The sequence below is a fragment of the Sphingomonas sp. PSPC2-2 genome (assembly GCF_049897725.1).
Classification (GTDB): Bacteria; Pseudomonadota; Alphaproteobacteria; order Sphingomonadales; family Sphingomonadaceae; genus Sphingomonas.
Genome location: NZ_JAFCWU010000012.1, coordinates 77,441 through 102,362 on the forward strand (window position 1 = coordinate 77,441; position 24,922 = coordinate 102,362).

Sequence of the window (24,922 nt, forward strand, 5' to 3'; positions counted from 1 at the left end):
GCCTCATGACCCCATCGATCGCCCCGCCGAAACCCGATGCCGCGCCCACGACGCCCTGGTGGAAGGGGGCCGCGATCTATCAGATCTATCCGCGCAGCTTCGCCGATTCGAATGGCGACGGTATCGGCGATTTGAATGGCATCACCGCGCATCTCGACCATGTCGCGACGCTCGGCGTCGATGCGGTGTGGCTGTCGCCCTTCTTCACCTCGCCGATGAAGGATTTCGGCTATGACGTCGCCGATTACCGCGATGTCGACCCGATCTTCGGCACGCTGGCCGATTTCGATGCGCTGATCGCGCGCGCGCATGCGCTCGGGCTGCGCGTGATTATCGACCAAGTGTATTCGCACACCTCGAACGAGCATCCGTGGTTTCAGCAAAGCCGCGCGAGCCGATCGGGCGACAAGGCCGACTGGTATGTCTGGGCCGATGCCAAGCCCGACGGCAGCCCGCCATCCAACTGGCAATCGGTGTTCGGCGGCCCGGCCTGGACGTGGGACGCGCGCCGCCAGCAATATTACATGCACAATTTCCTGAAGGAGCAGCCACAGCTCAACGGGCACAATCCGGCGGTACAACAGGCATTGCTCGATACCGCGCGCTTCTGGCTCGATCGCGGTGTGGACGGCTTCCGGCTCGATGCGATCAATTTCGCGATGCACGATCCCGCGCTGACCGATAACCCGCCCGCCCCCGCGACCAACCGCGCACGCACGCGGCCGTTCGATTTCCAGGTCAAGCTGCACAATCAGGGCCATGCCGATATCCCGCCCTTCCTCGAGCGGATCCGCGCCTTGCTCGACGAATATGGCGCAGGGTTCACCGTCGCCGAGGTTGGCGGCGAGGACAGCGATCGCGAAATGAAGCTGTTCACCGCCGGCGGCACGCGGCTGGACAGCGCGTATGGCTTCGACTTCCTGTATGCCGAGCGTCTGACTCCAGATCTCGTCGCCGATGCGGTGGCGCGCTGGCCCGATGCGCCGGGTATCGGCTGGCCAAGTTGGGCGTTCGAAAATCACGACGCCCCGCGCGCGCTTTCGCGCTGGACAACGCCCGCGCACGCGCCGGCCTTTGCGCGCATGAAGATGCTGCTGCTGGCGTGCCTGCGTGGCAACATCTTCCTGTACCAGGGCGAGGAATTGGGGCTGACGCAAGTCGACATTCCGTTCGATGCGTTGCTCGATCCCGAGGCGATCGCCAATTGGCCGATGACGCTGTCGCGCGATGGCGCGCGCACGCCAATGCCGTGGATCGGGAGCGCGCCCGATCTCGGCTTTGGCAGCGAGACGCCGTGGCTCCCGTTCGGGGGCGACCATAACGCGCTCGCCGCCGACCGGCAGCGCGCCGATCCGGACTCGCTGCTGCACTGGACCCGGCGGGTGCTCGCGGTGCGCAACGCCCATCCCGCGCTGCGCCAGGGCGACATCCGCATCCTGCACAGCGACGATGCGGTGCTCGCCTTCGAACGCCGCGATGCGGGCGAGCGCCTGCTGTGCGTGTTCAACCTGGGCGATGCAGCGCGCGACTGGCCGCCCCGCCTCGCACAGACAGGGACGGTGCTGCTCAGCGCGAACGACGCAAGCCCCAGCGCGCTTCCGCCCTTTTCGGGGCTGGTGCTGCGATCGTGACGCAAGCGGCGGCAGGCAAAGCGATCGTCATCCTCGGCGGCGGCACCGCCGGATGGATGGCCGCCTGTCTGATCGCGCAGCGGTGGCCGCATGCGCAGGTGACGCTGGTCGAAAGCCCCGAGATCGGCATTGTCGGAGTCGGCGAAGGCTCGACCCCGCAATTGAAACACTTCTTCGGCCGGCTTGGCATTGCCGAGGCCGAATGGATGCCGGCCTGCGACGCGACCTACAAGCTCGGCATCGGCTTTCACGGCTGGTCCGACCGGGCGGGCCATGGTGCCTATTTCCATCCCTTCCCGACCGCGCTCGACAGCCACACCGCACCGCATTTTTTCTACAATACGCGCGCGCGGCGCACCGGGCGCGATGTGGCGGCGCATCCTGATCGGTTCCTGCTCCCCGCCCGGCTGGCGGCGGCGGCTTGCGCGCCGCAGCCGGACGCGAATTTCCCGTTCGAGGTGAGCTACGGCTATCATTTCGATGCCCACAAGGTTGGCGCGTTCCTCGGGCACCATGCGACGACCAAGCTGGGCGTGGTTCAGCTCCAGCGCACCATCGCCACTGCCGAGCGCGACGCAAGCGGCGATATCGCGGCGCTGCTGTGCGACGATGGCGAGCGCATCCCGGGCGACGTCTTCCTCGATGCCAGCGGCTTTCGCAGCATCCTGTTCGAAAAGACGCTCGGCGTGCCGTTTCAGTCCTTTGCCGATACCCTGTTCAACGATCGCGCGGTCGTCCTGCCCACGCCGCGCGACGAAGCGGCACCCTTGCCCAGTCAGACTCGCGCCACTGCGCTCAGCGCCGGATGGGTGTGGGACATCCCGCTCACCACGCGCACCGGCAATGGCTATGTCTATTCCAGCCGCCATCTTTCGCCCGATCAGGCCGAGGCGGAATTGCGCGCGCATCTCGGGGTAGGCGACGTCGGCACCGCGCGGCATCTGACGATGCGCGTTGGCCGGGTCGCCAAAAGCTGGTCGCACAACGCGCTGGCGATCGGCCTGGCGCAGGGCTTTATCGAGCCGCTTGAGGCAACGGCGCTGCACATCGTGATGGCGACGGTCGAGGCGTTTCTGGACGCCGTCGATGCGAACGGCTTCACCCCCGCCGCCAGCGCGCCCTTCAACGAGGCGATCGCCGCGCGCTATGACGGCGTGCGCGATTACATCGTCGCGCATTACCGGCTCAACCAGCGCGGCACCGACCCGACCGGTTATTGGGCCGAGGCGCGCGCGCTGGCGCAACTGTCGGATCCGCTCAAAGCGCTGATGTCGGCATGGTTCACCGGGGCCGATATGGCCGCGCTGGTCGAACAAATGGGAATTGGCCGCTATTACAACGCGATCAGTTGGCATTGCCTGATGGCGGGCTATGGCACATTCCCTGACGAGCACCGCCTGGTGCCCGCCGGACCCGATATCGAACGGATCGACCTGCACAAGATCGACGACTTCCTCGATCGTTGTGCGCTGAACTTCCGCCCGCACCTGACCCACCTCCCCCGGCATTTGAAATCGAGAGACACGCGATGAAACACCTATGTCTTGCAGCCTTGCTGACCACCGCCGCGCTGCCGCTGGGCGCGACCGCCGCGCACGCCACTGCGCCAGCTGCGGCGCTGAGCGCCCAACGCGATGGCGTCGAGGTAACGGCAGGCGCGCTCAAGATGCGCCTGACAGCACTTGCCGACGGCCTGGTGCGTGTGCGTATCGCGCGCGACGGTGCGTATCCCGAAGACGCCAGTTGGGCGGTGCTGCCCGAGCAGCGCAAGGCGCGCGCCAAGGTGACGCCGACCGCGGACGGCTTCACCACCGCCAGCCTGCGCGTCCGCATCGGCGCGGGCGGCGCGATCACCTTCGAAACACTCGACGGTAAGATCATCTCGGCCGATGCCGCGCCCGTCGCGATCGACGGCAAGAGCTTCACGCTGCGCAAAAGCCTGCCGATCACTGAGCATTTCTATGGCCTTGGCGACAAGACCGGGGGTCTCGACCGGCGCGGCAAGGAATTCGTCGACTGGAATACCGACGCGTTCGGTTTCACCAGCGCCGACGATCCGATCTACAAATCGATTCCATTCTTCCTCTCGACCGGCGCGCCGGGCGGTAGCTACGGCATCTTGCTCGACAACACCTATCGCACCTGGTTCGATTTCGGCCACCGCGATGCCGATACGCTGACCTTTGGTGGCCCCGACGGGCCGATCGATTATTACTTCGTCGCCGGTCCCAGCCTCGCCGATGTCACGCGGCGCTATGCCGATCTTACCGGCCATGCCCCGCTCGCCCCGAAATGGGCGCTGGGCTATCAGCAGTCGCGCTACAGCTACATGTCCGCCGACGAGATCCGCGAAATCGCGCGCCACCTGCGCGCGGATCGCGTGCCGACCGACGTGATCTGGATGGACATAGATTATCAGGATCGCAACCGGCCCTTCACCACCAACCCGAAGACCTTCCCCGATCTGCCCAAGCTCGCCGCCGACATGAAGGCGCAGGGGATCAAGCTGGTCGCGATCACCGATCTGCATATCGCCAAGGTCGAGACTGGCTATGCGCCGTATACGAGCGGCAAACAGGGCGACGAATTCGTCAAAAACCCTGACGGAACCGATTATGTCGCGCCCGTGTGGCCCGGTGCCTCGGTCTTCCCCGACTTCACGCAAACCAAGTCGCGGGCGTGGTGGGGCACGCTCTACAAGGGGTTCCTCGAGGACGGCATTGCCGGGTTCTGGAACGACATGAACGAACCGGCGATCTTCAACACGCCCACCAAGACGATGCCGCTCGACACCGTCCACCGCATCGCCAGCGACGATTTCGCGCCCCGCACCGGCGACCACCGCGAGATCCACAACGTCTATGGCATGCAGAATACGCGCGCGACCTATGACGGGTTGCTGACGCTGCGCCCCGACGAGCGCCCGTTCGTGATGACGCGCGCCAGCTATGCCGGGGGGCAGCGCTATGCCGTCACCTGGACCGGCGATAACAGCGCGACCTGGGATCACCTCAAACTGTCGGTGCAACAGATCATCAACCTGGGGCTTTCGGGCTTTGCCTATAGCGCCGCCGACGTCAGCGGCTTTGCGGGCGGCCCCAGCCCCGATTTGCTGACGCGCTGGTTTGAGATCGGTGCCTTCACCCCGGTCTTCCGCGACCATAGCGCGACCGGCACGCCGCGTGTCGAACCATGGGTCGATGGCCCCGACCACCTCGCAATCCGTCGCCGCTTCGTCGAGGAACGCTATCGCCTGATGCCCTATTTCTACGCGCTGGCGGACCAGAACAGCCGCCTTGGCGACCCGATCATGCGCCCGGTCTTCTACGATTACCCCAGCGCCGCGAGCATGGGTTGCAACCAGTCCATGGCCTTCACGCTCGGCAAGGCGCTGCTGATCGCGCCGCCGCCCAGCCCGGAATCACCGCAGACCTACGATGTCTGCCTGCCCGCCGGTGGCTGGTACGATTATTGGACCGGCCTGCGTGCGGGAACGCCCGAAGCGGCCACCAGCGGTCCGATCCAGTCGGCGACGCAAGCCGTGCCGACCGAACACGCCAAAAGCGAGCGCGTGCTCGAGACGCCGCGGCTCGATCGCTTGCCGGTGTTCGTCCGCGCCGGGACGATCCTGCCGCGCCAGCCGCTGGTCCAGAGCACCGCGCAAACCCCGTCCGGGCCGCTGATGCTCGACATTTATCCCGGCGGCGACTGCAGTGGTACGCTGTACGAAGACGATGGCACCACGCTTGGCTATCAGCGCGGCGCGTTCTTCCGTCAGACCGTGCGCTGCGCCACCACTGCGACGGGCATCACCGTGACGTTCGACAGCAAAGAAGGATCGCTTGCGCCGTGGTGGAAGCAGATTGCGGTGACCGTGCACGGCTGGCAGGGGCCGGGCCGCGTGACGCAAAACGGAGCGTCGCTCAATGCGGAAAGCGACGTGTCGGCTCAGACGCTGCGCTTCACCATCCCGACGCCGGGCAAAGCGGCGCGAGTCACGATCGAGAAGAACTGAACGCAAAAGTCCCGGGCTAAGCCCAGTGCCGCATATAGCGGCCAGAGGCCGGGATCGTTACCGCAAAGCGCTCGGTGCCGAGCCGGATCTTCACCGTCGATCCGGCCGGTGCCGAAAGCGTCAGCGCTGTCGCACGGCCCTGCCGCCACGTCAGATCGACGCGGACCCCACCGCGTGCCCGGACACCCGCGATCGATCCGTCCGGCCATGCCGTTGGCAAGGCGGGCAGCAAATGCAGTTCCCCACCCCAGGACTGCACCAGCATTTCGAGAATACCCGCCGCCCCGCCGAAATTTCCGTCAATCTGGAAGGGCGGATGCGCGTCGAACATGTTGGGATAGGTGCGCTGCGGACCGAGCAGTCCTTTGAGCACCGTATAGGCGTGATCGCCCTCGCCCATGCGCGCCCACAGACACACGCGCCATGCGGTTGCCCAGCCGGTCGATAGATCGCCGCGTTGGCGCAAGCTGACCTTGGCCGCCTCGATCAGCGCCGGCGTGTCGCGGACGTTGATCTGCCCGCTCGGATACACCGCATAGAGGTGCGAAACGTGCCGATGGTGTTGATCGGGGGCTTGCGCATCCCAATCCTCGAGCCATTCCTGAAGCTGCCCCGCCGCGCCGATCCGATCGGGCGCAATCCGCGCACCGACCTGTTCGAGCATGGCGAGCCATTCGGTGTCCCGACCCAGCTTTCGGCCAGCGGCGATCGTATTGTTGAACAGGTCGCGGACGATCTGCCGGTCCATCGCCGGGCCGACGCACAGCGACGATCCGAACGGATGTTCGTTCTCGGGCGAGAGCGAGGGCGACGTCACCAGCCCGCGCCCCTTGGGGTCCTCGATCAGCGTGTCGACGAAGAAGTGCGCCGCTCCCTTCAGCAACGGGTACAACCGCGCCAACAGTGCCGGGTCGCGGGCAAAGTCCCAATGCGTGAACAGCGTGTTGCAGAGCCACGCGCCGCCGCACGGCCATAGGCCCCATAACGGTCCATCGATTGGAGCGGTCGCGCGCCAGAGATCGGTATTGTGATGCGCGACCCAGCCCCGCGCGCCGTACATCGTCCGCGCGGTCCGCGCGCCGGTAACGGACAAATCCTCGACCATCCGCACCAGCGGCTCGACGCAGAGGCCGAGCCCGCCTGGGTCAGCCGCCCAGTAATTCATCTCGGTGTTGATGTTGATGGTGTATTTGCTGCCCCAGGGCGGGGTGGTCCCCTCATTCCAGATGCCTTGCAGCGTCGACGGCTGGCTGCCCGGCCGCGACGAGGCGATGAGCAGATAGCGACCATATTGCAGATACAGCGCCGCCAGCGCCGGATCGACCGCGCTTGCGCCCGCCGCAATGCGTTCGTCGGTCGGCAACGCCGCCGCCGGGCTGGTGCCCAGATCGATCTTCACCCCGCCGAACAGCGCCGCATGATCCGTCACATGCGACCGTTGCAACGCGTGATACGCCTTGTGTTCGACCGCCTGCCCAGCGGCGCGCACCGCGCCAACGGGGTCGCCGCCCGTGTCATCATAGCGGCGGTAGCTGGTCGCGGCGGCGATCAGCAGGGTCACGCTGCGCGCGCCGGACACGGTTATGCCCTTTTGGTTCGCAACGATGACACCGTCCCCAACCGCCTGCACGCGCAGTGCGTAGCGCAACCCCGCAGGAGCACCGAGGGCGGCCTCGTTCGACCCGGTAACAAGCAGCGCATGCGCTCCGTCGGCGGCGATCGTCACGTCCGGTCCGGGCCGGTCCGCATCCTCGCGCTGCAGCCACTCGGTCGGGCGCGTGGTTTGGGGCTTTGCCCCCTCGGAGAATTGCGCGCGGGGGGTGCTGATCGCACGGGGCGCGCGATAAGCCAGATCGAAGTCGAGCGTGCCACCTTCCGCTTCCAGCCGCATCACGATCACCTGATCCGGGGCCGATGCGAACAGCTCGCGCCGGTAACGGCCGTCTGCAGTTTCGAACTCCGTCGTGGCAATGCCCGATGCGAGGTCGAGCTCGCGCCGATAGGCGGTCGGGACCTTCGCGGATGCGAAGGTCAACAGCAGATCGCCGAGCGTGCCATAGGGCATCTGGGCGGGCGGTTTGCCCATCATTTTTGCGGAAGCCAGATCCGTCGCGTCCCTATAGCGCCCGGCGGCCAGCAGCGCCCGGACCTCGGGCAACGCGGCCAAGGCCTCGAGATTGTCCGGATCATAGGGCGCACCCGCCCATAGCGTGTCCTCGTTGAGCTGAAGCCGCTCCTGTGCGACGCGACCGAACACCATTGCGCCCAGCCGTCCGTTGCCGACCGGGAGCGCCTCGGTCCAGGCTCCGGCAGGCTGCCGATACCAAAGCCGCAGGTCGCCGCTCGAATCGCTCGCCTTCGCCGCCAGCAGCGTCGGCGCAGCCGCAATCGCAAGCCCCGCCGCCAGCGTCTCGCGTCGATTGACGGCTGCGAACGCATCGCTTGATGGCATCATCGCTCTCCCCATGCGGCTTCGTCCAAGCTCCAAAACCCTGTGCGGTGCGGATGCCCGCATTGGCAAGGCGCTCGTAAATTATTTTGTCCGACTATTGACCGTCGAACCACCCTCCGTTTAGCAATGCCGCACGATCCGTAAGGTCGCACGCCCGCTGCACGATCGTCGAAAACAAAAAGCTCCGGCCAGCATAAGGCAGGGCGATCGGGAGAAGACCGGATGACCGGAGTGGGGCGATCCGTTGATCGACGTCGTGCTTGGTTCGCATCGCATGGCGCGGGGCGCGCCGCATTGTACGGAATGGCATTGCTGCTGGGCGCGCCCGCCATGGCACAGGACGCGCGGATGGTGCCGACTGTAGCCCCGGCCGAACCCAATGCGATCCGGCTCGAGACCGGCGACGCCGCGGGCGCGACCGCACCGGAGTCATGGTTCCGCCAATATGGCGTCGCGATGACGCGCAACGTCAGCAGCGCGACGCTGACGCCGTTCCTCCCCGATCCTGCCAAGGCGACCGGCGCGGCGGTGATCGTGGCACCCGGCGGCGGTTTCCTGATGCTGTCGATGGAGAATGAGGGGTGGCGCGTCGCGCGTGCGCTCGCCGATCGCGGGATCGCCGCGTTCGTTCTGAAATACCGCCTGAAGCCAACCCCCGCCGGCATGCCCGAGTTCGAACAGGCGGTAGCGGCGATGTTCGCGGGTGCCGGACGTCCCACATCGCGGCTGCGCCCCGAGGAGGCTGCCGCCGGGCTGGCCGAGCCGATCGCCGACGCGCGCGCCGCCTTCGCACTGATCCGTGCGCACGCCCGCGAATGGCGGGTCGATCCAGCCCGCGTTGGGATGATGGGCTTCTCGGCAGGGGCCATGACGACAATGGCCACCGCGCTCACCGCCCCCGAACTGCACCCGGCGTTCCTCGCGCCGATCTACGGCTCGATGGAGGCGGTCAGCGTACGCCCCGACGCGCCGCCGCTGTTCGCGGTGCTCGCCGCCGACGACCCGCTGTTCGCACGCAAAGGTCTGGGCCTGATCGATTCGTGGCAGCAGGCGGGACGGCCTGTCGAATTTCATTTGTATGGCCAGGGCGGCCACGGCTTCGGCCTTGGTAAAGCGAACACGACGAGCACCGAGTGGTTCGACGCCTTCGTCCGTTGGCTCGATATGAACGGCTTGCTGACACGCCAGCGGGACGGCGGCGCGGCAGGCGCAAGCGGCACGGGAGCGACAAAGCCATGAAACCGATCAAGATCGCAATCGTGCTGGCAGTGGGCGCTTTAGCGCCGCTGACCGCCGGTTTGGCGCAACAGGCACCCGCGCCTGCGCGCAGTTTCGAACCCTATTTTACCGCGCCGACAAACGCACCGCTGCCCCCTGACGCCGACGGTTTCCTGCAACGCTGGCTGCTGTTGGAACCGATCGTCAAGCCAAACCGCAGCAACATCGGTTTCACGCAAAGCTATGTGCGCGCCGCGCTGACCGATTTTCCCGGTGGCACTGTTGCCGTGCCGCGCGATGGTGCGCTGATCAAGACGCCGGAGCCGCTGCGCTGGCACGCGCTCGATGCGCGGTTGTTCGACGTCAAGCTGTTCAATTTCGCGCAAAGCCTCGGCAAGCCGGTCTATGGTGTGATCTTCCATGCGGTCACCGTCGTCGACAGCCCGCGCGAAATGCACAATGTGCGCCTCGCCGTCGGCTCGAACGCGGCATCGATGTGGTGGGTCAATGGCACCGAAGCCGTCGGCCTGTACGGCGACCGCCGGATGGTGATGGACGATGGCGTATCGCAACCGCTGACGCTGCACAAAGGGCGCAACATCATCCGTGGTGCGGTCATCAACGGTCCGGGCCTCAGCGACTTTTGCGTCCGCTTTGTCGACGCCGAGGGGCGACCGGTCCGCGACCTCACGATCGACCTCAAATAGCTCCGTCCGGGCTTAAACCCGCGCGATCCCGTTGGAGATACCATGAAGTACGCTGCGATTGCCGTCCTGTCGGCCCTGCTCGCACTGCCGGGCACCGCCGCTGCCCAATTGGAGGGCGAGCCCTTTATCCATGATCCCTCGACGATCGCGCTGTCGGACGGGAAATATTATACGTTCGGCACAGGGCGCGGTGGCCTGGTGTCCGAAGACGGCTGGAGCTGGCATAGCGGTGGCGTTCGTCCCGGCGGCGGGGTCGCGCCCGACATCATCCACATCGGCGATCGCTACTATGTCGCCTATGCGGTCGGCGGCGGCGGCATGAACGGCGGCCATGCCAGCCAGATCAAGGTGATGTGGACGCACTCGCTTGACCCCGGCTCGCCCGCTTTCGGATATCATGATGTCGGCGTCGTTGCCGAGAGCAACGGCGTCGAAGACGCCGATGCGATCGATCCCGCCTTCCTCCTCGCCGACGGGCGGCTGTGGCTGAGCTACGGCACCTATTTCGGCTATATCCGCATGGTCGAGCTCGATCCCACAACGGGTGCCCGGCGCGCAGGCAACCAACCGGTCGATATCGCGATCGACATGGAAGCCACCGCACTGCTCTACCGCGATGGCTATTACTATCTGCTGGGAACGCACGGCACGTGCTGCGACGGGCCCAATTCTTCGTACAACATTCGCGTCGGGCGCTCGCGCTCGCCGACCGGCCCGTTCGTCGACCATATGGGCGTACCGCTGCTGAAAGGCGGTGGGAAACTGGTGGTCGCCGGGCGCGGGCGTCGCTACGGCCCCGGCCATTTCGGCCTGGTCGACCTTGGCGACGGACTCCAGAAGTTCTCGATGCACTATGAAGCCGATATGGATCGCAGCGGGCGTAGCGTGCTCGCGATCGAGCCCTTGTTGTGGAAGGATGGCTGGCCGGTCGGCGGCGAAAATCTTGCGGCCGGAACGTATGAGATCGAATCGCAGCGCAGCGGCGGCGCGCTGCAGCTTGCCGTTGACGACACCCGCATCGCGTTCGATGCGCGCCGCAGCTTCTTTGCTGCGCCGAATACGCCGGTCACCCCCATCGCGAACCAGACGCTTGGCGAAGATCAGGCGAACTGGCCAAGCGGGCCGATCAACGTCGACCTTGGCGATTATATGATCAGGCCGCACCAGCAATGGACAATCGCCCCAGTCGCCGGGGCAGGCGGCTATTTCGGTGCCCCGTATTACAGCATCCTCATCGCGGGTACCGGCCGCGCGCTGGCCGTGTCGGGCGAGACCGTCGCAACCGTGCCAACCTTTACCGGCGCACCCGAGCAATTGTGGCGGATCGACCAACTCACCGACGGCACCTACCGGATAACGCCGAAGGTGACGGGACAAGGCCCGTCGCGCGCGCTGGTTGCCGTGGGGGCCAGCACCCCCGCCCTTGCCCCGTTCGATCCCGCAAGCGCCGTCGGACGGTGGACCTTCAAGCGACCGTAGCGGAGACTCCCCATCTTCACGGAAGGACGTCCTACGATAGTCGCAGTTTCCGTCACGACCGGCTGCTGCTAGAGTTCGGCGCTGTGACGATCGAACATTCCCTCTCCCCGGCTGAAGATGCCGGAACCGCAACCGACAGCGAACTGCCAACGCGCTCTCCGCGCGGCAAAGGGCGGCGGCTGCGCGGCGCCATTGCCCACAAACTCGGCGTGGCCATCCTGTCTGGCAAATATGCCCCGGGCGAGACGCTTTCCAGCGAGACCGTCTTTGCCGAATCGCTCGACGTATCGCGCAGTGCTTATCGCGAAGGCATCCAGGCGCTGATTGCCAAGGGGCTGGTCGAAAGCCGACCAAAAGCGGGAACGCGCGTGCTCCCGCGCGACCGGTGGAATCTGCTCGACCCCGACGTGCTCGGCTGGGCCTTTGCCGGCGAACCCGATCCGCAATTGGTGCGCAGCCTGTTCGAACTGCGCTTGATCATCGAACCTGCCGCCGCCGGGATGGCCGCGACCAAGCGCGACCGCAGCGAACTCAAACGCATGAAGGAGGCACTTGCCGCGATGCGGCGGCATTCGCTCGCGACCGATCTGGGCCGTGCGGCCGACCGGCAGTTTCACGATACGATCCTGCGCGCCACCCGCAACGATGCGTTGGTGGTGCTCAGCGCCTCGATCGGCGCAGCGGTCAGTTGGACAACGCAGTTCAAGCAACGCCTGCGCGCGCTGCCGCGCAACCCGATCCCCGATCACGTGCTCGTTTATGACGCGATTGCCGCCGCCGACCCCGACGCCGCCAGCGCGGCGATGCGGCGGCTGGTCGAACTCGCGCTGGAAGATACCCAAAGCGCGATGGCGAGCTGATCGCGCCGGAGTCAGCGCGTCAGCGCCGCCTCGGACCAGCTCACCGGATCGGGAAAGCGCAGCGGCGTCGCGGTGCGCGCAACGAGTTCGATCAGCGTGACGCCACGCACGTCGACCGACAGCGGCGCGACTGCGTCGCCGAAGCGCATCGGTGCCGACTGGCCGAGCAGCTTGCCGTCGCCATAGACCGCGAAGCGCACCGGCTGGCTGCGATCGCGCGCCGAATCGTCGACCCCGACCAACGCCGAGAAGCGGGCGAACCCCGAATTGCGCACTTCGATCCGCGAATTGGCAAGCACACCGATCCCGGTGGTGAAGCGACGCCCGGCCACCTGCAGCGTCTCGCCATAAGGCGTGCCGTCAGCCTGCGCGCCACCCCAGCCGCCATAACGCGGGTGGTCGCCGTCGCCCCGAGTCCCGCGCCACGGCAAGATGCCACGGTGGATCAGCGGCTCATGCTCGGGGACGACGACGCCATCGACCGCAGGATTCACCCGGCCCGGCTGCTCCGAGAGATAGAGACCGCCGGGCAATTGCCGCGTGCCGTGCGCAGTGAAGACAAGCGTCTGATGCGGCGCGAGCGCGAGCTTGGTCTCGCCGCGGAAGTGCGTCGTGCCGCCATCCCACAGATCGTCGAGCGTAACGTCGCCATCGGCGGTGAATTTGAGATGGTCGGCAGTCAGCACCGCTTGCGCTGGCGACGCGGTGCGGTTGAAGATCGCCACCGCTTTGTCGCCGCTCGCCAGCGTTTTGACGAGGATCTGCACATCGTCGGTATCGAACGCCAGCACCGCCTGGTTGCCGGCGGGATCCTGGTCGAGCGCGATGATCCGCGAATTGCCCAGGATCGCCAGCATCGTCGGCGGTGCCTTGCGCAAGTCATAGCCGATGAACAGCGGCGCATTCACCATTGCCCAAAGTGTGAAATGCGTCCGCGCCTCGGCCGCATGCGCCGCATCGAAATCGCCGGTGCCGATGAACAGCATGTCGGGGTCGTTCCACGATCCCGGATGCGCATAGAGCGCGCGGCGCGACACGCTGTCGAAATTGTGCAGCATCCGCGACCAGCTTGGCGAAATGTCCTCGCTGGTGCGCGAGATGCTGCCGACATCCTTGCCCCAGGCGCGGACATCGGCCGAGCCCCACAGGCAGATCGAATAGAGGAAGTCGTTGTCGGGGTTATAGCGCTTTAGCGCGCGCCCGACCTCCTCATACAGCCCGCGCACCGCCGCAATGTCGCTGCGCCCGACCGATTCGACGTCGACCAGCGGCGCGAGCGCGCGATACTGGCCCGACTTCACGCGCGGATCGGTGGCGGGGAAAGCGCGGATGCCGCAGCCGTCGACCTTGATCAGGTCGAAGCCCCAGTCCTTGAAATAGAGCGCGATATCCTGGTCGACATGCCCGTACAGGGCGACCTCGCGCTCGGCGACGGTACCTTCGGGCATATTGGCCATGGTCGAGGTGAACGCCTGCCCGCAGGTATTGCGCCCGATGTCGGAATAAATGCCGGCCTTGAGCCCCATCGCATGGAGCCGGTCGGTAAAGGGCCGGAAGCTGGTGTCGCCGCCCGGCCCCGCCCCCTTGGCCGAGGGAAAGGTGGTGGTGCGGATGACCATCCGCCCGTCACTTTCCCGTCGCTTGAGCCACCAGCCGTCATCGATGTCGATATAGCGATAGCCCTTCGCCGCCAGCCCCGAATCGACGATGATCTGCGCCGAGGCGAGCACCTTGTCCTCGCTGACATCTTCGTAAAAGGCGTTCCAGCTGTTCCACCCCATTGGCGGCAATTGCCCCGCGCCCGCAGTATAAGCGCTCCACCGCCCGGCTGGGGCGAGATCGTCGGCCTGCGCCATCGCGGGCAAGCTGCAAGCCGTGGCCGCGAGCAGCGCCGCACAGACGCGCAATCGGCTGCGTCCGCCGCGCATCAGCGCGCCGCCTTGGTCACGAGGTTCTTGCCGAAGAAGGGCATCACATTTTCCTGAAAGCGCACCGCCACGTCGCTGACGTGCGTCCCGTGGTACAGTTCGAAGCTGTTGGCGATACCATAGCGGTCCAATGTCGCGTGAAGCTTGGCGGCGTCGTCCTTGAGGCCGTCCTGATCGCCGACATCGATCGCGATGGCGCGATACTGGCGCAAATTGCCGATATATTGGTCGACAAAGGCGAGCGGCGCGTTCGCCGCCCATTTTGCCAGCACCTCGGGCTGCACGACGCCGTTCTTGGTCGGCAAGTCGAGGTAAAAAGGCGGGTTTTTCGGATTGGGCGACCAGGCGGCGGCGGTCGCAAATTGCGCGCGCCCGAAGAAGGGCAGCGCGGTGGCTTCCTCGCGCGTATGAATGGCCTCCAGCGCGGCGGCCGCCTTGGGGTCGATCTGGCCGGGATCGCGCGCCGACAGGCAGCACGGGCTCATCATATAGATCGCGCCGAACATGTCGGGATGCCGCATCCCGATCCGCGCGGTGCCGTATCCCCCCATCGAATGCCCGGCGAGCCCGCGGCTGCGCCGGTCGGCGATCGTGCGATAATGCGCATCGACATAATGGATCAGGTCGCGCGCGATGAAGGTCTCGAAATCGCCGGTGGTGACCGAGCTGGAATACATCGATCCGTTATGCAGCGTCTTCGAATCGGGCAGCACCACGATCATCTCGGGCACGCCCTTGGCGAACGCGCCCTCGATCGTCTGCGGCACGTGAATTTCGTGGGTCCATTGCTCGGCACCGATCGAATAGCCGTGGAGCGCATACAGCACCGGGTAACGCCGCTTCGGGTTGGCGGCGTAGCTTGGCGGCAGCATCACCAGCACGTCGCGGTCCGCCGAATCGCCCTCGAGATTGCCGACGATGGTCGGCGCATGCACCTTGATCCGCTCGATCGTAACGGCCGGAGCACCGGCAACCGGCGGTGGGACGTGCGTCGGCACTTGTCCGATTGCCGGCATCCCCCCCATCAGCAAAGCGGCGGTTCCGATGCAGGCAACGCGTGAGGCACGCCATGCCGCCCGCAGCCGATGACGATTGCGCATATCACTCTCCCAAGCACTTATTGGATCGGTATCGCGTCTTCGCGACGTGTCGTCTTGTCCGTCTAAAGCAAGTCCGCGTCAATTCCTTGCAGCGCCTCCTCTAGGCCGGGGCCTACCCGCCGCGAAGCAAGCGCATCACCAACGCCCGGATCCGCCCATAATTGCCGCCACGCAGCGGCCCCAGGATACCATGCTGCTGTTCCGACAGGTGCCTGAGCGGATGGCCATCGGGGCGAAAAACATAGTGTTCAAAAAACGCTCGCCACGCCGCGCGTTCGGGCGCGGGGCGCTCGGCGATTGCGATCATCGCGAGCAACATCGCGGTATGCGGAGCATCGGGACCGCTGGCGAAGCCATCCCACCAATAATTGACCAGAACATTGAAGGGTGCAGTCGCTTCGACCGAATGCCACCACAGCTTCGGCAGATACAGCGCGTCGCCGGGTTCCAGATCGACGGGAATCGCCCGTCCCCGGGCGTTGGCGAACGCCGGGTAGCGTGCGTCTTCCGGCGGCGCACTGGCGGCCAGGCTGACCGGTTGCCCGGCCAGCGTGTGATCGATCGGCCCGACATACAGATCGGCAATCGCATCGGGCGGATAAAGCGTGAAACGCCGTCGCCCCGCCACGACACAGGCGAGGTTGTCGAACGTATCATAGTGGCAAGCGACCGACGACGCGGTCCCAAGCCAGATCCGCGGCCCGACGTCGGGCGACAGGATCGAGAGCGTATTTTCGGCAGAAAAGCCCGGAAGATAGTCATCTGTGGGCAGCGAACCGACATAGATTGACGGTTGCGAGGGAGACTGTGCTGCGTCCGCGATCCGCCCAAGCGCCTCACCGAACCGCACGCTTTCGCGCGAGAAGGTAAACCCGGCCAGTCCGTCGGCATAATCGTATCGTCCACCCGTTCCCGGATCGCCGACAAACATCTCCGCCGCCCGGTCGACCGCGAATCGTGCCAGATAGGCGACGAGCGCCGCCTGCGATTGCGCTTGCGCGGCATAAGCCGGCCACTGGCGACATACGCCGCGCAAGACGACCGGTTCGCACGGCTCGGCAATGTCGCGGAGGAACCGGTCGCGATCCAATGTCGTGCCGTCGACGGTTCGCAAGCAGGGCGAGTCGAGCGATGTCATCCGGCAACAAGACGATCGTTGCGCAGGCGGGCGAGGCGCGAAAGATGCTGCTGTGATCCAAGGACGCTTTGCGCGAGCGCCAGGTCGCCTTGCCGGAACAGTCCGATCACCGCAACGTCGTCGAGCTCGGCCAGGGCATCGCGACTGATCGTGTAGAGGCCTTCCAGCACGAGTCGTTCGCCATCGTCGAAGCTGAATGACAGGTCGATCGGCTCGACCAGTTTGAGCGCGAGCAAACGCTTGAGGAACTGCTCGGTCCGCGGCAACCCCGCGTGCAACTGACTCAAGGCGCTCTGGACACGGCGCAGCGCCGCGGCGGGCAGGCCCTCTTCTTCAAACACCCTTTGCCCACCCGTTCCCGCAAAGCGGGGTTGCGCCGGATCGATCGCGATATGATCGCCGGAAATATAGAAACCCTGCCGCACCAGATCGAGGAGCCCTTCGACCGCCGCGCCATCACCCGTTCCGGAAAAAATGTTTTCGCCCGGCTTCAGGCCCAGCAGTGCTCCTGCATAAAATGCCCCGGTTTCAGGATGTTTGGTAAAAAGGATCGGAAATCGGGCAGCGACCGACTCGAACTCTTCGACCACGATCTGCACGAAGTGCCGGTCGGCGGACAGCGGCGGACCAAGCCGCAGCGCCGCGTGATTATCGGTATTTAAGACCTCCAGCGTCGCCATCGGCGTCCTCTCCTAAGCTATCGCGCCGCTGCTCACGGTCGTCCTGCTGGCATAAGCGGCGCACCACGCTCCGGCCAAGAGCCTTGATCGTTTTTTCGCATTACACCGACAAATACCATTGCGCAGCGTCTCTGGTAGCGATAACAATGCTCCCAGCGCAATAGGTCGGACGATACCGACTGGGGCGCGAGAAGCTTGTCCCAGGGCCCACGGCCTGGGGCAGACGTCTGAATAATAATGATAGTTTAAGAGGGAGGGGATTGTGACGTACTTCACCGCACGCCGGAATAGCGCAGCATCGGGCTCACGCAGGCGCAAATTTATTCTGATTGGCGCTCCGAGCTTGCTCGCGCTTGCTTTGGCAGATCCGGCCGCCGCACAAACCAGCGACGCGCAGACTATCCATACCGCGCAGGCCGTAACGCCGCAGGATGGGGCTGCTACCGCCGACACCGGCAAACCTTCTACCCCCGACGACATCGGGCAGGACATCATCGTCACGGGTCTGCGCGGATCGCTCCAGCGCAACCTGGACATCAAGCGTTCGGCGACAGGCGTTGTCGACGCCATCTCGTCCGAAGACATCGGCAAATTTCCCGACTCGAACGTCGCAGCCTCGCTCCAGCGCTTGCCCGGCGTGTCGATCCAGCGCTCCGGTGCCCGCGGCGAAGCAACCGGCATCACGGTTCGCGGCTTTGGCGGCGACTTCAACACCACGCTGTACGACGGTCGCCGCATCTCGACCGCGACCGGTGGCCGCCAGATCGATTTCTCCACCGTCGGTTCCGATTTCATCGGTCGCCTGAGCGTCCTCAAGACGCCCGACGTGGCGCTGACCTCAAGCTCGATCGGCGCGACCGTCAATGTCGAATTCCCCAAGCCGTTCGATCATCCGGGCCTCCGCCTGGCGACCAGCATTGCAGGCTCGGTGCAGGATCGCTCGGGCAAGATCGTTCCGACCGGCGGCGTGCTGCTTAGCGACACCTTCGCCAATGGCACGCTCGGCGTGCTCGCCGACTTCATCTACACGCGCCGCGATACCAACACCAACCGCGTCGGCGTCAATGGCTGGGAGGGCGGCTATTACGCGCCGTGCCAGCTGAAGGGCACCACTGCGACCAGTTGCTCGCCAACCAGCGACTCCAAGAGCGCCGCCTATGCCGACGCACGCAACCGCCAGACGGTGGTCGGCTGGTTCCCCCAGCAATATGTTTACGAGCAGGATCGTACCAAGGACGAACGCTATGACGGGCGCATCGCGCTGCAATGGCATCCGTCGGACGATGTGATGGTCACGATCGACGACAATTTCTCGCGGCAGAAGGTCGTCACCGACATTTACGGTTTCGGCGTGTGGTTCAACCAGGGCGCGCTGCGCAACGTCGAGCTCGACAAGAACGGGCAGGCCATCAATTTCACGCAGACCGGCTCGCCGACCGACTTCACCTCGGCAATCAACACCGAAGTGCTGCAGACCAATGCGATCGGCGGCAACGTCAAATGGGACGCGAACGAGCACCTCACGCTCGAGGGCGATCTCAACTACGCGCAGAGCTGGCGTAATCCGGACGGCAATATCGGCAGCCAGAACGGCGATATCGGCTATGGCGGTGCGCTCGGCACGACGACCGGGCTGCAAATTCTCGGCAACAGCAGCAACGCCATTCCGGTGCTGACGGCTTTTGGGCCCAACGGTACCGCTGCGGATTTCGCCAATCCCGCGCTGATCGGTTCGCATGTCACCGTGAACCAAACCCAGCGCAACACCGATACCCTGAAGCAGGCGCGCTTTAATGCGACCTGGCATCAGGACAATCTGACCATCAAGGCTGGCGGACAGTATATCGAGGACCGCTTCCAGCTCAGCAACCAGAGCACCTTCACCAACAACTTCTGGCAGGCCTATGCCGGCTACGGCACGCCTTCCGCGCAGGGTGGTGGCATCGCGCCGCTGCCAAGCAGCCTGTATCAGGGCACGATCTCGACCAACAACTTCATCCCCGGCTTCAAGGGCTCGTTGCCGCCGTCGTTGATCATGTTCAACCCGATCGCCTATCAGAATTATCTGACCAGCCTCGGCAATCCTCAGACGAAAAACATCCCCGGCTATAACTATTCGGGCGTTACCGGCTTTACCGGAACCTTTGACGAGGCGGTCGATCCCGGCAGCATCCAGGATATTCGGGAAAAGACCTGGTCGCTCTACATGAGCGTCAATTTCACCACCGACATCGGCAATATGCCGTTCCACTTCAACGCGGGCGTGCGGAACGAGAACACCCATCTGACATCGGTCGGCCAGGGCCGCCTGCCGTTGGTGCTCAGCACCAGCAGCGCCGATCCGACGCTGCTGACAGTGTCGAGCTATACCCCGGTTCAGGCGGTTTCGAGCAAGAGCAGCTATTCGTTCCTCCTGCCGACGCTCGACGCCCGGCTCGAAGTCACCGACCGGCTGCAATTGCGCTTCGATGCGTCGCGCACGCTGACGCGCCCGGCGCTCAACCTGCTGTCGCCGGTGCTCAACGTCGGCAGCGGCCAGCGCGTCAACGCGCTGACGGCAAGCGGCGGCAACCCCAACCTCAAGCCGTATCTGTCGGACAATTTCGACGTCGCGGCCGAATGGTATTACAAGCGCAACTCCTACGTTTCGGTCGATTTCTTCGTGAAGAACGTCAGCAACTTCATCGTTGGCGGTGTGACGCGGCAGGCCATTAACGGCGTGATCGATCCGACCACCGGGCAGCCCGCCAACTTTGCGGTCACGCAACAGGTCAACGGGCCTGACGCGACGGTGCGCGGGGTCGAGGTTGCATGGCAACAGGTGTTCGGCGAATCTGGCTTCGGCTTCACCGCCAACGCCACCTTTGTCGATACCAACAAGCCGTATGACCCAACCAACATCTCGCAGACCGGTTTTGCCGTGACCGGCCTGGCCAACTCGGCGAACTTCGTCGGCTTCTACGACAAGCACGGCTTCCAGTTCCGGGCGGCGCTCAACTGGCGCGACAAATATCTGCTCCAGTTTGGCCAGAACCAGAATACCGGACAATTCGGGGCCGAGCCGACCTTCGTCAATTCGAGCCTCCAGCTCGATCTGTCGTCGAGCTATGACATCAACAAACACTTCAGCGTGTTTGGCGAAGTGCAGAACGTCAACAACAACCAGCAAAGCACCCACGGCCGCTTCGACAACCAGTTGCTCGATGTGTTCGATTATGGTCGGCGCTATCTGGCTGGCGCGCGCTTCCGCTTCTAGTCTCTGCCACCTCGGGGGTGCCGTATCGGCACCCCCTCATTTTTGGTAGTCGGGAGCGATGCAGAGCGTCAAAAACATCGTCATCGTCGGCGGCGGGACGGCTGGGTGGCTGACGGCCGGCATCATCGCCGCGCGGCATCGCGGCCGGATGTCGGAAGGCTTTTCGGTAACGCTGATCGAATCCCCCGGAACGCCGATCATCGGGGTTGGCGAGGGCACCTGGCCGACGCTGCGCACGACGCTTTCCAAAATCGGTGTGTCGGAAAGCGATTTCTTCCGCGAATGCAACGCATCGTTCAAACAAGGCGCGCGCTTCGCCCGCTGGACAACCGGCGAGCCCGATGAAGGCTATTATCATCCGCTGATGCTGCCGCAGAGTTTCTCGCGGGTTAATCTTGCGACGCATTGGCTGGCCGACGGCCATGGCCAAAGCTTCTGCGACATGGTCTCGCCGCAAGGGCGGCTGTGCGATGACGGGCTTGCCCCCAAGACGATCGCCACCCCCGAATATGAGGCGCTCGCCAACTACGCCTATCATCTCGATGCCGGGAAATTCGCGGGCTTCCTCCAGCGGCACTGCTGCGAAACGCTCGGCGTTCGCCACATACTCGCCGACGTCCAGCATGCGACGCAGGCCGAAAATGGCGACATCCTCACCGTCGTCACCGAACAGGCAGGCGAGATCGCGGGCGATCTGTTCATCGACTGCACTGGCTTTGCGGCGCTGCTGATCGGCAAGACGCTCGGCGTGCCGTTCAAGAGTTGCAGCGACACCTTGTTTTGCGACACGGCGCTGGCGGTGCAAATCCCGCATGAGGATCCGGACGGACCAATCGCCTCGCACACGATTTCGACCGCGCAATCGTCAGGCTGGATCTGGGACATCGGCCTGCCGACGCGGCGCGGCGTCGGACATGTCTATTCGAGCAGCCACATTTCCGACGATGCCGCCGAGCAGGAATTGCGAGCCTATCTCGGCCCGCGCGGCCGCGATCTGGCGGTGCGCAAACTGGCGATCCGGGCCGGGCACCGCGAAACCTTCTGGAAGAACAATTGCGTGGCGATCGGCCTGGCCGCCGGTTTCCTCGAACCGCTCGAAGCATCGGCGATCGTGCTGATCGAACTCTCCGCCAAGCTGGTGGCCGAACAGATGCCGGTGTGCCGCGAAGTGATGGACATCCTCGCCGCGCGCTTCAACGCGACGACGCTGTACCGCTGGGGCCGGATCATCGATTTCCTGAAGCTGCATTATGTGCTGACCAAGCGCACCGACAGCGATTTCTGGCGCGACAATGTCCGGCCCGAAACGGTCCCGGACCGGCTACGCGATCTGCTGACCCTGTGGAAATACCAGCCGCCATGGTTCCACGACGAATTTGACCGTGTCGAGGAAGTCTTCCCCGCGGCAAGCTATCAATATGTGCTCTATGGCATGAACTTCCACACCGAAGTGTCGCGCGACGCGATCGCGGGCGAAACCCGGCTCGCGGCGCAGGCACGGCGCGAAGCCGCGACCCAGACCGAGCGTCTGCGCGCGGGCTTGCCGCGGCACCGCGATCTGATCCGCAAGATCGTCGAGCATGGGTTACCGACGATCTGATCCTCCGACGACTCCTTCCCTCCCCCGGATTTGAGGTACATTATGGCATCGACCCTTTCTTTCGCATCGCGCGCGCTCCTGCTGGTGAGCGCCAGCGTCGCAACCATTGCGTCGCAAGCGCAGGACGTGCCCGCATCGCCAACCCGCTTGCCGCCGCAGCCCGGCGTGGCGCGCGCCGAGGCGGACCGCCTTGCGGCAACACTGGTTGCGCAAATGACGACCGAGGAGAAGCTGCCGCAGCTGCTCAACGTCGCACCCGCCATCCCACGGCTGAAGATTCCGGCGTATAACTGGTGGACGGAATCGCTCCACGGCGCGCTCGGGCCGATTCCGACCACCAACTTCCCCGAGCCGATCGGCCTAGCGGCGAGCTTCGATGCCCCACTGGTGCATCAGGTCGCGGGCGCGATCAGCACCGAGGTGCGCGCGCTCCACACCCAAGGGCGGCAGACCGGCAAGCTGGGCCGGATCGGCACCGGGCTCGATACGTGGTCGCCCAACATCAACATCTTCCGCGATCCGCGCTGGGGCCGGGGCCAGGAGACCTATGGCGAGGATCCCTATCTCGCCGCACGCATGGGCGTTGCCTTCGTAACAGGCATGCAGGGGCCCAACCCGGATCTGCCGCAGGTCATCTCCACGCCCAAGCATTTCGCGGTCCATAGTGGCCCCGAATCGACCCGCCACGCCGCCAACGTCTATGTCTCGCCGCACGATCTGGAGGATACCTATCTCCCCGCGTTCCGCGCGGCGATCGTCGAGGGGCGCGCCGGTTCGATCATGTGCGCCTACAACCGCATCGACGGCCAGCCCGCTTGCGCGAACGATCTGCTGCTTAAGGATCACCTGCGCGGTGCCTGGGGCTTTACCGGCTATGTCGTGTCGGATTGTGACGCGGTGAAAGACATTGCCGACAATCACAAATATGCCCCCGACCAGGCGACCGCCGTCGCTGCAGCGATGAAGGCGGGCGTCGACAATGAATGCAACACCCAGACGATCGGCGATATCGGCGGCCTGCCCGACCGGTTCGGCGAGGCGTTGAAGCGCAATCTGATTTCGCAAGGCGATATCGATCGCACCTTGGTCCGGCTGTTCTCCGCGCGCCTCCGCAATGGCGATTTGCCAGGCGTCGCGGGCGCACCGGCGGTGGTTCCGGTAAGCGCCATCCTCACCCCCGATCATATTGCGCTCGCGCTGGAAGCGGCCGAAAAGAGCCTGGTGCTGCTCAAGAATGACGGCGTGCTGCCGCTGCGTCCCGGCGCGCGGATCGCCGTGCTTGGGCCCCTCGGCGATGCGACGCGCGTGCTGCGCGGCAATTATTCCTCTACGCAATCCGCGCCGCCCGTATCGGTGGTCGACGGTCTGCGCCAAGCCGCCGGAGCAAGCGCGGTGACGCTGGTGCCGTTCGGGGAATCGATCACCGATGGCGATCGCGTGCCGCCGTCGGCGCTGATTGGGCCAGACGGCAAGCCCGGGCTGCTCGCACGCTATTTCAACCCGGTCACCCCGCCCAGCCTCCCCTTCAAGCCAGGGACCGACCACACCATCCTTGCCGCGCTCACCTATCAGGACCGCCCGATCGTGACGCGGCGCGAGGTCGATGTTGCCGCGCGCGCCTTCGATCTGCCCAGGGTGAACGATTATCACCGCACCGAATGGACCGGGTTTCTGGTCGCGCCCGAGACAGGCAGCTACCGCCTTGGCCTTGGCGGCAGCGGGCTGCTGGAAATTGACGGGCACACCTTCCTTGATGTCGGCGGCGAGCATCACAGCCCGCTGCCGACGCTCAAGACGGTGACGCTGCAAAAGGGCCAGCGCTATCGCTTGCGGCTGGTCTCGACCGCGCGCGGCTTCGGAAATACCGATCTGGTGTGGAAGCGGATCTCGCCCCAGCCCGAGCCCGATCTCGCCGCCGCCGCTGCCAAGGCCGACGTGCTCGTCGCGGTGGTCGGGCTGACGTCCGACATGGAGGCCGAGGAAACCGGCACCGACATTCCGGGCTTCAAGGGCGGCGACAAGACCTCGCTCGACCTGCCCGCCGAGCAGCAAGCGATGCTGGAACGCGCGAAGGCGACCGGCAAGCCGCTGATCGTGGTCGCGATGAACGGCAGCCCGATCAACCTTGCCTGGGCCAAGGACAATGCCGCCGCGATCGTCGAGGCCTGGTATCCCGGCCAGTCGGGCGGGCTTGCCGTCGCCAACGTGCTGACCGGCAAGACCAATCCCGCCGGTCGCCTGCCGCTGACCTTCTACCGCAGCGTTGCCGACCTGCCGCCGTTCGACGATTATGCGATGGCGGGGCGCACCTATCGCTATTTCACCGGCACGCCCGTTTACCCGTTTGGCTACGGCCTGAGCTTCACGCGCTTCGCCTACACGCCGCTGACGGTGACACCCGCCAGCGGCGGTGCCGAGAGCGGGCTGCGCGTGACGACCGAGGTCAGCAACGCCGGTGAGCGCGCGGGCGACGAGGTGGTGCAGCTCTACCTCAACTTCCCCGATCAACCCGGCACCCCGCGCGTGGCACTGCGCGGCTATCAGCGTGTCACGCTCAAGCCGGGCGAGCATCGCGTCATCAGCTTCGACCTGTCGCCCCGCGACTTGAGCGCAGTGGCGATCGACGGAACGCGCCAAGTGATGGCCGGCCAATACCGCGTCAGCGTGGGATCGGGCCAGCCCGACACCGGCGTGCCGACCAGCACCGCCAGCTTCACCACCAGCCGCGCGGTCCGGCTGCCGCTCTGACGAATAGGCGACTTCTCCCTCCCTGAAAGGGAGGGGAGGAAGCCGGGCTATTTTCAAAGAAACCCCGAGCTCCAAAGGCGGTCCGCACCCGCAGCGCAGGACCGCCCTCG

15 protein-coding genes are annotated in these 24,922 nt (G+C 65.2%); 10 read left to right on the forward strand and 5 right to left on the reverse strand.

Going from position 1 to position 24,922, the window contains the following annotated elements; translation table 11 throughout:
* Positions 1–5: 5 nt before the first annotated feature.
* The 3 genes from ACP7BY_RS18370 to ACP7BY_RS18380 are packed head-to-tail and all read left to right on the forward strand — an operon-like array spanning position 6 to position 5,646.
* Positions 6–1,631 (forward strand): alpha-glucosidase family protein, encoded by a 1,626-nt coding sequence (locus ACP7BY_RS18370; protein WP_033964560.1) that lies wholly within the window; start codon positions 6–8, stop codon positions 1,629–1,631.
* Entirely contained in the window at positions 1,628–3,163 is a 1,536-nt protein-coding gene (locus ACP7BY_RS18375) for a tryptophan halogenase family protein (RefSeq protein ID WP_137903057.1), read from the forward strand. Before ACP7BY_RS18370 ends, ACP7BY_RS18375 begins: the two co-directional genes overlap by 4 nt.
* The gene (locus ACP7BY_RS18380) at positions 3,160–5,646 is read left to right on the forward strand and encodes a TIM-barrel domain-containing protein (RefSeq protein ID WP_033964499.1); all 2,487 of its coding nucleotides are present in this window, start codon (positions 3,160–3,162) and stop codon (positions 5,644–5,646) included. Before ACP7BY_RS18375 ends, ACP7BY_RS18380 begins: the two co-directional genes overlap by 4 nt.
* Before the next feature lie 16 nt (positions 5,647–5,662).
* Here the strand turns inward: ACP7BY_RS18380 and ACP7BY_RS18385 are convergent, their stop codons facing one another.
* Positions 5,663–8,101: a glycoside hydrolase family 95 protein gene (locus ACP7BY_RS18385; RefSeq protein WP_249340878.1), complete on the reverse strand. Its 2,439-nt coding sequence runs from the start codon at positions 8,099–8,101 to the stop codon at positions 5,663–5,665.
* 300 nt (positions 8,102–8,401) lie between these two features.
* On the opposite strand from ACP7BY_RS18385, the gene ACP7BY_RS18390 reads away from it, so the two are divergent.
* The 4 genes from ACP7BY_RS18390 to ACP7BY_RS18405 all read left to right on the forward strand — a co-directional run bounded on the left by ACP7BY_RS18390 (position 8,402) and on the right by ACP7BY_RS18405 (position 12,362).
* The gene (locus ACP7BY_RS18390; RefSeq protein ID WP_310065771.1) at positions 8,402–9,337 is read left to right on the forward strand and encodes an alpha/beta hydrolase; all 936 of its coding nucleotides are present in this window, start codon (positions 8,402–8,404) and stop codon (positions 9,335–9,337) included.
* Positions 9,334–10,023 carry a hypothetical protein gene (locus ACP7BY_RS18395; protein WP_033964500.1) on the forward strand — a complete coding sequence of 230 codons (690 nt, stop codon included), beginning with the start codon at positions 9,334–9,336 and terminating at the stop codon, positions 10,021–10,023. Before ACP7BY_RS18390 ends, ACP7BY_RS18395 begins: the two co-directional genes overlap by 4 nt.
* 42 nt (positions 10,024–10,065) lie before the next feature.
* A complete protein-coding gene (locus ACP7BY_RS18400) occupies positions 10,066–11,502 on the forward strand; it encodes a family 43 glycosylhydrolase (RefSeq protein ID WP_033964501.1) in 1,437 nt (478 codons plus the stop codon).
* Positions 11,503–11,645: 143 nt separating this feature from the next.
* The gene (locus ACP7BY_RS18405; protein WP_052192290.1) at positions 11,646–12,362 is read left to right on the forward strand and encodes a FadR/GntR family transcriptional regulator; all 717 of its coding nucleotides are present in this window, start codon (positions 11,646–11,648) and stop codon (positions 12,360–12,362) included.
* Between the two features lie 11 nt (positions 12,363–12,373).
* Here the strand turns inward: ACP7BY_RS18405 and ACP7BY_RS18410 are convergent, their stop codons facing one another.
* The 4 genes from ACP7BY_RS18410 to ACP7BY_RS18425 all read right to left on the reverse strand — a co-directional run bounded on the left by ACP7BY_RS18410 (position 12,374) and on the right by ACP7BY_RS18425 (position 17,208).
* A complete protein-coding gene (locus ACP7BY_RS18410) occupies positions 12,374–14,290 on the reverse strand; it encodes an NPCBM/NEW2 domain-containing protein (RefSeq protein WP_052192284.1) in 1,917 nt (638 codons plus the stop codon).
* Positions 14,290–15,390, reverse strand: a complete 1,101-nt coding sequence (locus ACP7BY_RS18415) for an alpha/beta hydrolase (RefSeq protein WP_033964503.1) — start codon at positions 15,388–15,390, stop codon at positions 14,290–14,292. The genes ACP7BY_RS18410 and ACP7BY_RS18415 overlap by 1 nt, the downstream gene beginning before the upstream one ends.
* A 112-nt stretch (positions 15,391–15,502) precedes the next feature.
* The gene (locus ACP7BY_RS18420; RefSeq protein ID WP_137903055.1) at positions 15,503–16,528 is read right to left on the reverse strand and encodes a cupin-like domain-containing protein; all 1,026 of its coding nucleotides are present in this window, start codon (positions 16,526–16,528) and stop codon (positions 15,503–15,505) included.
* Positions 16,525–17,208 carry a SapC family protein gene (locus ACP7BY_RS18425; protein WP_033964504.1) on the reverse strand — a complete coding sequence of 228 codons (684 nt, stop codon included), beginning with the start codon at positions 17,206–17,208 and terminating at the stop codon, positions 16,525–16,527. The genes ACP7BY_RS18420 and ACP7BY_RS18425 overlap by 4 nt, the downstream gene beginning before the upstream one ends.
* Positions 17,209–17,467: 259 nt before the next feature.
* Here ACP7BY_RS18425 and ACP7BY_RS18430 point away from each other — a divergent pair, with 259 nt between their 5' ends.
* From ACP7BY_RS18430 to ACP7BY_RS18440, 3 genes are read left to right on the forward strand one after another with little or no spacing between them, the layout of a single operon-like run.
* Positions 17,468–20,464: a TonB-dependent receptor gene (locus ACP7BY_RS18430; RefSeq protein WP_405053019.1), complete on the forward strand. Its 2,997-nt coding sequence runs from the start codon at positions 17,468–17,470 to the stop codon at positions 20,462–20,464.
* Between the two features lie 58 nt (positions 20,465–20,522).
* Entirely contained in the window at positions 20,523–22,064 is a 1,542-nt protein-coding gene (locus ACP7BY_RS18435) for a tryptophan halogenase family protein (protein WP_033964506.1), read from the forward strand.
* Between the two features lie 42 nt (positions 22,065–22,106).
* A complete protein-coding gene (locus ACP7BY_RS18440) occupies positions 22,107–24,812 on the forward strand; it encodes a glycoside hydrolase family 3 C-terminal domain-containing protein (RefSeq protein ID WP_033964507.1) in 2,706 nt (901 codons plus the stop codon).
* Positions 24,813–24,922 lie beyond the last annotated feature (110 nt).